General features: G+C 61.5%; 10 protein-coding genes. 6 read left to right on the plus strand and 4 right to left on the minus strand.

What is annotated here, in order from left to right; translation table 11 throughout:
- Positions 1-1,280 (minus strand): DEAD/DEAH box helicase (locus VR74_RS15835; RefSeq protein WP_045698400.1); only part of this gene is annotated, 1,280 nt, incomplete at its 3' end.
- 379 nt (positions 1,281-1,659) lie between these two features.
- Here VR74_RS15835 and VR74_RS15840 point away from each other — a divergent pair.
- A complete protein-coding gene (locus tag VR74_RS15840; RefSeq protein WP_045698402.1) occupies positions 1,660-3,165 on the plus strand; it encodes an NAD(P)/FAD-dependent oxidoreductase in 1,506 nt (501 codons plus the stop codon).
- Between the two features lie 16 nt (positions 3,166-3,181).
- On the opposite strand, the gene VR74_RS15845 is transcribed toward VR74_RS15840, so the two are convergent.
- Positions 3,182-3,613: a c-type cytochrome gene (locus VR74_RS15845; RefSeq protein ID WP_299950828.1), complete on the minus strand. Its 432-nt coding sequence runs from the start codon at positions 3,611-3,613 to the stop codon at positions 3,182-3,184.
- Positions 3,614-3,670: 57 nt separating this feature from the next.
- Positions 3,671-4,588 (minus strand): fatty acid desaturase family protein, encoded by a 918-nt coding sequence (locus tag VR74_RS15850; RefSeq protein ID WP_045698403.1) that lies wholly within the window; start codon positions 4,586-4,588, stop codon positions 3,671-3,673.
- Between the two features lie 69 nt (positions 4,589-4,657).
- Here VR74_RS15850 and VR74_RS15855 point away from each other — a divergent pair, with 69 nt between their 5' ends.
- Both VR74_RS15855 and VR74_RS15860 read left to right on the plus strand, forming a co-directional pair.
- The gene (locus tag VR74_RS15855) at positions 4,658-5,461 is read left to right on the plus strand and encodes a hypothetical protein (protein WP_045698405.1); all 804 of its coding nucleotides are present in this window, start codon (positions 4,658-4,660) and stop codon (positions 5,459-5,461) included.
- A 124-nt stretch (positions 5,462-5,585) separates the two neighbouring features.
- Positions 5,586-6,329 (plus strand): alpha/beta hydrolase, encoded by a 744-nt coding sequence (locus VR74_RS15860; RefSeq protein ID WP_299950830.1) that lies wholly within the window; start codon positions 5,586-5,588, stop codon positions 6,327-6,329.
- Between the two features lie 77 nt (positions 6,330-6,406).
- On the opposite strand, the gene VR74_RS15865 is transcribed toward VR74_RS15860, so the two are convergent.
- Positions 6,407-8,998: a response regulator gene (locus VR74_RS15865; protein WP_299950831.1), complete on the minus strand. Its 2,592-nt coding sequence runs from the start codon at positions 8,996-8,998 to the stop codon at positions 6,407-6,409.
- A 196-nt stretch (positions 8,999-9,194) separates the two neighbouring features.
- Here VR74_RS15865 and VR74_RS15870 point away from each other — a divergent pair, with 196 nt between their 5' ends.
- From VR74_RS15870 to VR74_RS15880, 3 genes are all read left to right on the plus strand, one after another.
- Positions 9,195-11,060 (plus strand): DUF885 family protein, encoded by a 1,866-nt coding sequence (locus VR74_RS15870; protein WP_045698409.1) that lies wholly within the window; start codon positions 9,195-9,197, stop codon positions 11,058-11,060.
- Positions 11,061-11,064: 4 nt separating this feature from the next.
- On the plus strand, positions 11,065-11,709 hold the full coding sequence (locus VR74_RS15875) for a YceI family protein (RefSeq protein ID WP_045698411.1): 645 nt from the start codon (positions 11,065-11,067) through the stop codon (positions 11,707-11,709).
- Positions 11,710-11,777: 68 nt separating this feature from the next.
- On the plus strand, positions 11,778-12,695 hold the full coding sequence (locus tag VR74_RS15880) for a tellurium resistance protein TerC (protein ID WP_045698413.1): 918 nt from the start codon (positions 11,778-11,780) through the stop codon (positions 12,693-12,695).

Consider the following 12,695-nt stretch of genomic DNA (forward strand, 5'->3'; position numbering starts at 1 on the left):
CCATGGGCGCGGGGCTTGCCGCCGCCACTGCCGCTGCGGGCATGGGCGCCACGGCCACCACCACCGCCACTACCGCCCGGACGGCTGCGGCCGCCATTGCGCTGCTGCTTGTGCGGGCCTTCTTCTTCCGGCTGCGAAAGGTCAAGTGCCGTGCCGGCTGGCGGATCAAGGCGCGGAATGGACTTGCCGGTCAGCTTCTCGATATCGCGCAGATAGGCGCGTTCGTCATTGCCGACGAGCGAGATGGCAATACCTGTCTTGCCTGCGCGGGCCGTACGGCCGATGCGGTGGACATAGGATTCCGAGATGTTCGGCATGTCGAAATTGATGACATGGCTGACACCATCGACATCAATGCCGCGTGCCGCAATATCGGTTGCCACCAGGATCGGCGCCTTGCCGGTCTTGAAGGCATCGAGCGCGCGGATGCGCTGGTTCTGGCTCTTGTTGCCATGGATGGCTTCTGCATAGAGGCCTTCATTGGCGAGGTGTTTGACCACCTTGTCGGCGCCATGCTTGGTGCGCGTAAAGACAATCGCGCGGTCCATGTCGTCAGCACCGAGCAGTTCGGACAGGAAGGCCGGTTTGGCATTGCCCTTGATCATGTAGACGGCCTGTTCGATGCGCTCGACAGGGCGGGATTCCGGCGTCACGGCAATCTCGACCGGATCGCGCAGGAAATCGTCAGCGAGGGCGCGGATCGGCTTCGGCATCGTGGCCGAGAAGAGCAGCGTCTGGCGCTTCATCGGCACGGCGGCCATGACCTTGCGGATGGCCGGCATGAAGCCGAGGTCCATCATCTGGTCAGCTTCGTCGAGCACAACGGCTGTTGTGTCGGCAAGGCTGATGGCCTTGGTGTCCATATGGTCGAGCAGGCGGCCGGGCGTGGCGATGAGGAAATCGACGCCGCGCGACATGGCCTTGATCTGCGCGCCGGGCTTCACGCCGCCGACGACAACCGCCACGCTGGGACGCATGTGGCTGCCATAGGCACGCACGCTGTCGGCAATCTGGGCGGCCAGTTCGCGCGTTGGCGCGAGGATGAGGACGCGGGCCGTGCGAGGCGCAGGGCGCGATGGCTTGGTGGCCAGCAGGCTCAGCAGCGGCAGCACGAAGGCGGCCGTCTTGCCGGTGCCGGTCTGGGCGATGCCGACGACATCACGGCCCTTGAGCAGGACGGGAATGGCTTGCGCCTGAATGGGGGTCGGGATGGTGTAGCCCTCAGCAGTAATGGCTTTGAGGACGGGCTCGGCGAGGCCGAGTTCGGAAAAATGGGTCAAAATGACTCTTTCATGTTCGTGCGCGCAAAACGGGGCGAAATGCACCGGCGCGCGTATGGCTCTAATTGTGTAGGAAGCCTGTAGTGATCGGCATCCCGGTTCTTGCGCGCACTCGACGCGAAACCGGATAGGCTTACGATCAATGCGAGAGCAGCGGCACGCCTTTATGGGGCGCTGTCCCTGCTGCGTGAGCCTATGACATGCTTTGTTGCGCCGCACAAACGGTTTTAACGGTGGGAGGGTTAACGCGACGGCATCTCCCGATTCTTAACAACTAGGGGAATTTCCGGAGTGTACGTCCACACCTGAATGCGCTTCTATACCCGCAAACCGCACGGCCACACGCATGGCTGGCACTTCAGGGACGGAAACGGAACTCATGGCAGATACACAGACACTTGAACGCAAATCCAACAAGACAGCGACGGAACATTTCGATGTCCTGATCGCGGGTGCGGGGATTTCCGGCATTGGGGCGGCCTATCACCTCAAAACCCAGACGCCCGGCAAGCGTTTCGTGATTCTCGAATCCCAGGAGAGCTTTGGCGGCACATGGCTGACCCACAAGTATCCGGGCATCCGGTCTGACAGCGACCTCTACACGTTCGGCTATCGCTTCAAGCCATGGACCGGCCAGCCGATTGCCGCCGCCGACAAGATCCTCAGCTACATGAACGAGGTCATCGACGAAAACGATATTGGCCAGCACATCCGCTATCACCACACAATCCTGTCGGCCAGCTGGTCGTCGGCTGACAAGCGCTGGACGATCGAGGCGCGGAGCTCCGATACAGGCGAGACGGTTCAGATCACGGCGAACTTCCTGTGGATGTGCCAAGGCTATTACGATCACTCCAAGGGCTTTACGCCCGAATGGGAGGGAATGGACACATTCAAAGGCCGGATCGTGCACCCGCAGACATGGCCGGAAGACCTCGACTACAAGGGCAAGCGCGTCATCGTGATCGGGTCGGGCGCCACCGCCGCAACCCTCGTGCCCGCGATTGCCGCCGACTGCCAGCATGTCACGCTGCTGCAGCGTTCGCCGACTTACTTCATCCCGGGCCGCAACGAGAACGAACTGGCCGACGAACTGCGCAAGCTGCAGATCGACGAGACCTGGATCCACGAGATCGTGCGCCGCAAGGTCCTGTTCGACCAGAACGAATTCACGCGCCGCTCGGTGGAGGAATCCGACGCCGTGAAGGAAGAACTGCTCGCTGGTGTACGGGAATTCCTGGGACCTGACTTCGACGTGGACAAGCATTTCACGCCTGCTTACCGCCCGTGGCAGCAGCGCATCGCCTTCGTGCCGGACGGCGACCTCTTCCAGGGCATTGCCAGCGGCAAGGCCTCGGTTGTCACCGACCATATCGAACGCTTCACGGAAAAGGGCATCCTGCTGAAATCAGGCGAGGAACTGGAAGCCGACATCATCATCACCGCCACCGGCTTCAACCTGTCCGTCCTCGGCGGCATTCCGTTCACGGTCGACAACAAGCCGGTCGATTTTTCCGATACGGTCACCTATCGCGGCATGATGTTCACGGGCGTGCCGAACATGGTCTGGGTCTTCGGCTATTTCCGCGCCAGCTGGACCCTGCGGGTCGACCTGCTGGGTGATTTTGTCTGCAACCTGCTCAAGCACATGGACGAAAAACACGTGCGCCAGGTCGAGGTCGCGCTGCGGCCGGAGGACAAGGACATGGAGCGCCTGCCCTGGATCGATGCGGGCAATTTCAATCCGAATTACCTGATGCGGTCCATTCACCTGATGCCGAAGCGCGGCACCAAGCCGGAATGGCAGCACAACCAGGATTACTGGGCCGAGAAGGACGAGATCCCGGTCATTGATCTGGATGGCAGGGAATTTGTCTATTCCTGATACGGGTGCGGCGCCGCTACAATTCGTGCGGTGACTGAATGCTTTCCAGGTAGGTAATCAATGAGTCGATGTGATCGGGCTCAAACTCAAAAACCGGCATGTCCGGATGTCCGACCATGATGCCTTCGCCGAGCGGCTCGGCCAGCGATTCAACCGGATAGTGCTTTGACAGGTCACGGAACGGAATTGCGTCCGGATGCGGGCTCGCGCCCTCGGTCTCGATGGAGTGGCAGGTCGAGCAGACAGTCTCGGCGATGGCCCGCCCCTGCCCGAGTTTCTCGGCTTGCGTATTCTCGAACACGCCATCCGGGCGGACGGCCGGCTCTTCCACTGACAGACTTGGCTCGGCCGGGATGGCCTCATCCACGACCGGTTCGGTCCTGGCACAGGCAGACAGTACGAGACCTGTCAGGCAGAATGCGAAAATCGGATGGGCGAATCGGATCATGGGGCGTCTCCTGCACAGCAGGGCGAGCTTAGACCGGTGCGCAGGAGAGGAACAGCCTCAGGCGGCAGACATACGCTCGGTTTCGTCTTCTCTTACCGCCCGCTTCAGAACGTCGCGATAGCCGTGCGAGATGCAGTCATGGTCCCGATAATACCCGCGCGTTGACAGCAGCCTGTGCAGACGGGGGAGGTTATAGCCCGGCACGGCGGCGAAATGGTGGTGTTCAAGGTGATAGTTCACCTGGTTTGGCGCGATGAACAGGCGCTCCCACCATGAGGCAAGCGTCGTGCTGGTATTGTCGCGCGGGTCAAGGCTGTCACGGTTGATTGCCACACCGTGCTCGCCAATCTGGCGCACGCGTGTCAGCAGCGGATAAACGAAGATTTCCGCTGCCCACCACATGAGATAGGCCCAAGGCGCGCCGACCAGTGTCAGCACCGTGAGCAGGCCGGCATGGAAGACCAGCCAGGGATAATGCTTTTTCAGCTTGAAGCCTTTCAGCTTCATCATCGTGTCGCGAAAGCCCGTGCGGCCGGTGATATCGCGCAGCAGCTTGCGCTTCAGGCTGTCGCGGGAGACCGGATAGTTCTTGACGAAAATCCTGTCCGGGTCCTGGGGCGTGCCGGCGTATTTATGATGCTTCAGGTGATAGGCGCGATAGGCGTAAACCGAGATGTTCATCGGCGCGCCGCAGAGCCAGTGGCCAATAAAGTCATTGCCCGCCTTGCTTTTCACGAAGGCATGGTGGGCGCAGTCATGGTTGAGGATGCCGAGGCCGAGCTGGCGCCCGCCAAGGAACAGGATCGCTGCGAGAATGGTCAGCGGGTTGGTCCAGATGATCGGCACGGCGAAGGCCGCCGCGATCAGCGCCCAGTTGAACAGGAGCGACGCGATCGCCTTCACGTCCGAAGGCGTCGACAGGTCGCGCAATTCTTCCTTCGTCAGCGCATCGGACAGGCGTATGGCTTCGGTCATGTTCAGGCGTCTTCCCTTCGACTTCTTTATCTTTTTGTCTTTGTAACACAATTATGCACAATACGTCAAATGTCGTTACGTTTTAAGTCAACCGCCCCCGAAGACGTCTCCGCGCGCACCCTTGTCCTGTCGCTGATGAGCGTGCCGGGACAGCGGGCCCAGACGCTTGCCTATCTCTCCCGCGCGGGCGGACTGTTCGATATGGAACCGACGGCGATCCGCATGGCCGTCACACGGCTCGTGAAGGAGGGCCTGCTGGAAAGCGTTGACCGGGGCGTCTATGCGACTGGCCCGAAAGCGGCTGCCTTCACCGCCGAAATCAGTGACTGGCGGCGGGCGCCGGACCGCACACGGCCCTGGAGTGGCGGCTGGATCGGCGTCATCACGCATCACCTTGGCCGCACTGACCGGAAAGATCTGCGCGCCCGCATGCGGGCCCTGCGCCTCTATGGCTTTGCCCAGGCCGAGGCGGGCCTGTGGGTGCGGCCCGACAATCTGCGCCAGTCACTGGCGGAACTGCGCGCTGCCCTCCTGCGCCTCGGCCTGCAGGAAGATGCACTTCTCGTAACCATCAGTGAGACCGCCATGCCGGCGGGCGTGAACTGGCGCAATCTCTGGTCCACGGACGACCTGAAAGCGACCTATGAGGGTGCCATCGCGGCCATGCAGGCGAGCCGTAAGGCCGCCGCCAGCCTGCCGGCCGACGCCGCCGCCCGCGAAACCCTGCTCGTAGGCCAGTCCGTCATCCGCACCATCAATCTCGATCCCCTCCTGCCGGAGGAGATCGGTGATGCCGTCCTCTTCCGCCAGATGGTGACTGAAATGGACGCCTATGACACCTTCGGCAAAGCCTGCTGGAAGACGCTGGGCTAGGGTGCCCCCATGGGTATCATCCCGGCCCGATATGGCCACCTGAGCGCGAAATCCTTGCTCACAGGCGCGCCTTGTGGCTCAATCGCTTTCAGGAACAGTCACTTGGGCTCGGGGGGGCATGACAATGATCCTGTTTGTACACGGCGTGCCGGACACGCCTTTCCTTTGGGGCCCGCTGGTCAAGGCGCTTGGCCTGAAGCCGGACCAGTGGATGGCGCCTGCCCTTCCCGGGTTTGGCTGCCCTGTGCCGGAAGGCTTCAAGTGCACCAAGGAAGCCTATGCGGACTGGCTGATCGGCCAGATGGAAGCCGTAGGGCGGCCGGTGAACATTGTCGGCCATGACTGGGGCGCCCTGCTCACCCTGCGCGCCTGCTCGCTGCGGCCGGACCTGGTGGAAAGCTGGTGTGTCACCAATGCCGTTATCGACAGCCAGTATTCCGGCCACCGCATGGCGCGCATGTGGGCGACGCCCCTTCTTGGCGAACTTGTGATGGCGGGCATGCGGGACACAGCCAAGCTTGAGGCCGCACTGGCCGAAGGCGGCATGCCTGCGAGCATGGCGGCGCATGAAGCCCCTCTGGTGGACAAGACGATGCGGCAAGCGATCCTCAAGCTGTACCGCTCCGCCCGCGGCCTGCGGTTCTCGGGTGACTGGGAGGATGACCTGGCAAACCTGCCTGCCAAGGGACAGCTCTACTGGGGCGAAAACGATCCCTTTGTGGATGTCTCGGTGGCGCAGCGTTTCGCAAAGCGCTGGCAGTATCCGCTACACATCGAGCCGGATGCGGGCCATTGGGCCTGCGCGGAACATCCTGGCAGCTTTGCCCTCGTTCTCAAGGAATTTTGGGCAACGAAACGGATGATGTGAAAGCGCAAATCGCGCTCATCCTTCGACTTCGCTCAGGATGAGGCCCTATGACATTTCAAGCGTTTCAAAAAAAGCGGTCAGGCTGCTTCGGCTTTCGGATTGCCGAGTTCCATCTTCACGCGCTCTGCCAGCTGGCGGGACGTGAAGGGCTTGGCCAGGAATGAAACCGCACGGTCATCGTCCAGCTGCTTGGCAAGGTCGCGCTCGGCATAGCCGGAGATGAAGATGACGCGGGCATGGCCCAGCAACTCCTTGGCTTCCCGGATCAGGGTCGGGCCGTCCATGCCGGGCATGACAACGTCAGAGATGACGAGATCGAAACTGCCGGGAGCGTCTTCGAGCAGTTCCATGGCCTGTTCGCCGTCGCACGCCTCAGACACCTCGTAGCCGCGCTTGCGAAGCTGCGTCGCGGTGATTGCGCGTACGCCGTCTTCATCCTCGATCAGCAGGATGCGGCCACGTCCGGAAATATCCACCGGGCGATTGGCGAGCCTCTCAGCCTGCGTGATTTCGACGGGCGCCGGGATGTCTTCTGCGCGGAGGGCCGGCAGGTAGATCTGGAATGTCGTCCCTTTGCCCACGGTGGAGATGGGGCAGATATAGCCGCCCGACTGCTTGATGATGCCGTAGACCGTGGCAAGGCCAAGGCCCGTGCCGACACCGGCTTCCTTGGTTGTGAAGAAGGGCTGGAAGATCTTGTCCATGACATCGCGCGGCATGCCATGGCCGGTGTCTTCCACCTCGATCAGCATGTAGTCGCCATCCTCGACAAAGCCGAAGCCCCTGGCCTGCGCATCCCTGCCCGTGGCGCGCGCCGTACGGATGGTCAGCTTGCCACCATTATTGTGGCTGATCATCGCATCGCGCGCATTGGTGGCGAGGTTGATGATCGCCGTTTCAAGCTGGTTCTTGTCCGCCTTGATATGCGGCACGTCGCGGCCGTGCTTCACTTCGATCTCGACGCGTTCATCAAGGATCTGGCGCAGCAGGATGGAGAATTCGGACAGGAAGTCCGTCACGTTGAAGATTTCGCGCTTGAATGTCTGCTGGCGGGCATAGGCGAGCAGCATGCGGACGAGATCCTTGGCGCGGATCGAGAATTCGTGGATCGATTTCAGGTTGTTGTAGGACGGGTCGCCCACAGGGTGGCTGGTCATCAGGTCTTCATTGTTGAGGATGATGCCCTGGAGCACATTGTTGAAATCGTGGGCCACGCCGCCGGCCAGCTGGCCGATGGCCTGCATCTTTTCGCCATGCGCGAGGCGCAGTTCCAGCTCGCGCTGCTCGGTGATGTCGATGACATAGGCCACCGATGGCCGGCCGTTGCCATCCAGCGTAACGAACACGTTGACGTGACGCTGTTCGCGTCCGGCCAGTTTCAGGCCGACAGGCTTGTCGATCGCATCAATCAGCGACGCGTTCAGGGCATCCGGGCCGTCCTCAGCCACAAACAGGTTGGAGAAATGGCCGCCCGGCGTCGCGTCGCCGCCGGTCATCTCCATGAGTGCGCGGTTGGCATCCAGAATGATTGCCCCGTCCACGCTGTCGCCCTGCAGGCGCACGGCGCCAAACGGCGCGTCGTCGAACATCGGATCGCCCTCAAGGCGCGGCGGGCGCGACGATGACGCAAAATTCAGGCGCTCTTCCTGGCCGTTCATCACCTGCTGGTTGGCAAGGATGATCGTGCGGCCAGCCGCTTCAGACCCGCGTCCGGCCCATGTCGTGATGGCCTGGACCGGAACTTCGACGCCGTCCCGGGCGCGCAGCTGGATGTCCGCACGGCCGGGCGCGCCGGTCTTGCGGTCACGCGCGAGCATTTTCACGAATTCGGGACGCATGATGTCGTCGATGCGAATGTTCTTGGCCGATTCCGGCAAGCCGAGCAGTTCGCGAAGCCATGAATTGGCATAGGTGATCGTGCCATCCGGGCGGGCAGCAAAGAAACCCATCGGTGCATCTTCGACATAGAGCGACTTCAGGTCAGAGGCGCCGGTCGCCTCCTGCTGGCCGACGATGCGGCGGATACGCCAGAGCACCCGCTGGCGCGGCAGGGGCGAGACGCCGATCTCGAACTGGGCCGGCACCTGTTCGGAGCCGATCGTGATGGGCGGCAGGACCTCGCGGCGAGCCTGACCCGCCATGGCCGCCTTGGACAGCCGGTAGACAGGTGCCGCAAGACCCGGATTGGCGCCGAACAGGCGATCAACCGTGACAGCGCCTCCATCCCCCTGGCCGATCATCAGGGCAAGCTGGCTGAGTTCGGAATAGGACTGGTTGGCCGCAACGGGCGCGCCGCCCTGGTCGGTGATCAGCACTGACTCGTCGAGCGCCTCGATCCAGCCGAAACGGGGAATATTTGTCTGAACAGCGCGCGCAGCCGATCCACGCTCCGGAAACAATCCGAGGAACCGGCCTGCCCCGCGCACGATCCACAGCAGGAATACGAGCCCGCCGGACGCCATGGTGATGAGCAGGATGGGCCCCGGCGCACCGGAAGCCTTCGGCCAGGCGAGCGCAACACTCGCTGCGGCAATGGAAATCAGCAGGCAGCCCCAGAACAGCAGCTGCATGACGTCGATGCGGCCACCCCATGCAGACAAGCCGTCGCCGCCCGTGGTTTCGCCGTCATCGCCCGTATTGGCCGCCTGCGTCAGTTCCAGGGAATCCATGCGTATTACATCTCCTGCACCGACAGCATCGCAACATGCCGGATCACTATACACTGATTCCGCCGGCACCTGGCCGACTCAGCCGTCGCGGAATCCTAGTCCACTTACTTTGACACAGCAAAGGTTAACGAAACCGAAAAAAGCGTTAAGACTCACTGTGGAAATTGCACAAACCTCACTTGATTCGGAGCTTCCCATGACGCGAACCGCCACTGCCATCGCCGCCATCCTGTTTCTGGCCGCCTGCAACACCCCGACGCCTGCGCAGACCCCTGCCGCGGATACGGTCACGCCCGCCGAAACGCCTCAGGCAGCTATTGCGGACGAAAGTACCCGGCTCAACACATGGTTCGAGGCCAAGTTCCTTGAAACGGTCGCCCGCAGCCCGATGACCCAGACCTATCTCGGCATCAAGGACGATTACGGCCAGTGGGACGATGTCTCCGAAGCCCACGCACTGGGGGATATTGAACTCCAGCGCGCCATCGTGGCCGAAATGAAGGCGACGTTCGACTATGACACGCTGGACCCGCAGGCGAAATTGTCCTGGCGTCTGGCCGAATACGAATTGTCGCAGGCCGAAGCGGCCTTCCCCTTCCGCGATCACGCCTATGTTTTCAATCAGATGTTCGGCGTCCAGTCGGGAATCCCGGCTTTCCTGGTTAACCAGCACAAGGTGACCAGCCTGTCGGATGCTGAAGCCTATATCTCACGCCTCGAAGGCATTCCCGCCTATCTTGGCCAGAATGTTGCCAACGCGCAGGCTTCAGCCGCCAAGGGCATTCTGCCGCCGCGCTTTGTTTATGATTATGTCCTGTCGGATTCGCGCGGTGTGATCACGGGCTATCCCTTCATCGACGCGGGCGAAGACAGCCCGATCATGGAGGACTTCCGCAACAAGGTCACCGCCCTGGTTGAGGCCGAAACCATCACACAGGAAGAGGCAGAGCCGCTTCTCGCGCGCGCAGCCGCCGCGCTGCGCGATGGTGTTGGCCCGGCCTATGAGGCCGCCATTGTCGAACTTGAGGCGCAAACCTCTGCTGCGACGACAGATGACGGCGCGTGGAAGCTGCCGGACGCTGATGCCTATTATGCCATGCGCCTGAAACAGATCACCACGACCGACATGACGGCGGACGAGATACACGAACTGGGCCTGGCGGAAGTCGCCCGCATCCAGGACGAAATGCGCGGCATCATGAAACAGGTCGGCTTTGAGGGCACGCTCAAGGAATTCTTCGAATTCACCCGCACGGACCCGCAATTCTTCAAGCCCAATACGGATGAAGGGCGCGCAGAATATCTTGCCGAGGCGACGGCCGCGATCGACGCCATGCGGGAAGACCTGCCCACCGTGTTCAAGACCTTCCCGAAGGCGGACCTGATCGTGAAGGCGGTGGAACCCTTCCGCGAACAGTCAGCCGGCAAGGCCTTCTACTCACGCCCTGCCCCCGATGGCAGCCGCCCGGGCACCTATTACGCCAACCTCTACCGGATGCAGGACATGCCGACCTACCAGTTGCAGGCACTGGCCTTCCACGAGGGCATTCCCGGACACCACATGCAGATTGCCATGGCGCAGGAACTGGAAGGCATTCCAAGCTTCCGCAAGTATGGCGGCTACACGGCCTATACCGAAGGCTGGGGCCTCTACTCGGAACTGTTGCCGAAGGAAATGGGATACTATTCTGATCCGTATGATGATTTTGGCCGGCTCGCGATGGAAATCTGGCGCGCGGCGCGTCTCGTCGTCGATACCGGCATCCATGACAGGAAGTGGACCCGCGAACAGGCGGTCCAGTATCTGCTGGACAATACGCCCAATCCCGAAGGCGACTGCCAGAAAGCCATCGACCGCTATATCGTGATGCCGGGCCAGGCGACCGCCTACAAGATTGGCATGCTGAAAATTGTCGAACTTCGCGAGATGGCGAAAGCCGAACTCGGTGACGCGTTCGACATTCGCGGCTTTCACGATGTTGTGCTGAGAGATGGCGCGGTTCCGCTGGCCATTCTGGAGCAGAACGTGCGGGCGTGGGTTGAGGAAACAAAGGAGAGCTGACGCGATGCGCGAAGGCCTGCTGAGACCGGCAGCGGCGGGGTTGAGCCTCGCCCTGCTCGCCGCCTGCGCGTCTGTGGTCGCGCCCTTGCTGAAGCCGGACGTGAGCACCGAAGCGGCGCAGGTCAAGGCAGGCGACTATGCGCTCGACAAGACGCATGCCGCTGTCCTGTTCCGGATCAACCACCTCGGTTACTCCACCTATATCGGGCGGTTCGAGATGTTCGATGCGAGCCTTACCGGGGATGCGGGCGATCCGGCCGGTTCCAGCGTCGAGGCGGTGATCGACATGACCTCGCTGGATATAGCCAATGAGGCGTTCGCCGCCGAGCTGATGGGGCCTGACTGGTTCGATGCGGCCGCCTTTCCCCAGGCGGTGTTCCAGTCCACCTCCGTCACGCTGACAGGTGACACGACGGCCACTGTCTCGGGCGATCTGACACTGCATGGGGTCACGGCCCCCGTTGCGCTGGACGCCAGGTTCAATGGCGCTGCGTTCGACCGGCTGCGCGGCGCGGACGTCATCGGATTTTCGGCAACAGCCCGGATCGACCGGACACAATTCGGCGTGTCGAGATATTCAGGCCTGCTTACCGATGAGGTGGAAATCGAAATCCAGGCGGAATTCATCAGACAAGCTGACGCGCGATAGCGGAACATTTTTAGAGTCGCCGCGCTACCCCCTGACACGCACACGTTTCGAACCAAGGGGGCCGGGCCATGCTGGCAGGGTTAATTCAGGAAGTTTTTTCGCTATCGGGCCTGTTTACGCTCCTGATGCTGCTGATGCTGCAGGCCGTTCTCGGCTTCGATAATCTTCTCTACATCTCGATTGAATCCAAGCGCGTCGGCGAGGAAAAGGCCCCCATGGTGCGGCGCTGGGGCATCGGCCTTGCTGTCCTGTTCCGTGTTGTCCTGCTATTCATCATCGTCGCCCTGTTCGATGCGCTTTCCGCGCCCCTGTTCGGCGTGAACCTGCCGGGTATCTTCGCCGGCGAGTTCACATTCCAGAGCCTGATCACTTTCGCAGGTGGCGCGTTCATCATCTACACGGCCGTCAAGGAAATCACCCACCTGCTGAGCGTTGAGTTCATCGAACACAGTGAAGGCGGGAAACCCAAAACAGTCCTTCAGGCAACGCTCCTGATTGTCGCCATGAACCTCGTCTTTTCGTTTGACTCAATCCTGTCCGCCATGGCGATCGCCAATGAGAAATCTGTCGATGCGGCGGGCGGCATCGTGATCACTTACCAGGTCTGGCTGATGGCGATTGCGATCATTGCATCAGGTGTCGCGATGGCGCTGATGGCCGATACGGTCGCCGATTTTCTTAAGAAAAACAGGATGTACGAGGTGCTTGGCCTGTTCATCCTTTTCCTTGTCGGGGTGCTGCTCGTCACCGAGGGCGCGCACATTGCGCACCTGACGATCTTCGGCTTCACAATCGATGCGATGAGCAAATCCAGTTTCTACCTGGTCATCTTCGTGCTGGTCGTGACGGATATCATCTCGACAAATTACCAGAAGCGTCTCTGGGCACAGAAGGAGGCCGAGCTGCGCAGCGGCGGGTCGCCGGAAGCCTCACGTGCGGCCGCAGAGGAGCACATGACGCGTAAACGGAAGGTGCGGTCAACCTGA

The sequence above is a fragment of the Hyphomonas sp. BRH_c22 genome, assembly GCF_000961795.1.
Lineage (GTDB): Bacteria > Pseudomonadota > Alphaproteobacteria > Caulobacterales > Hyphomonadaceae > Hyphomonas.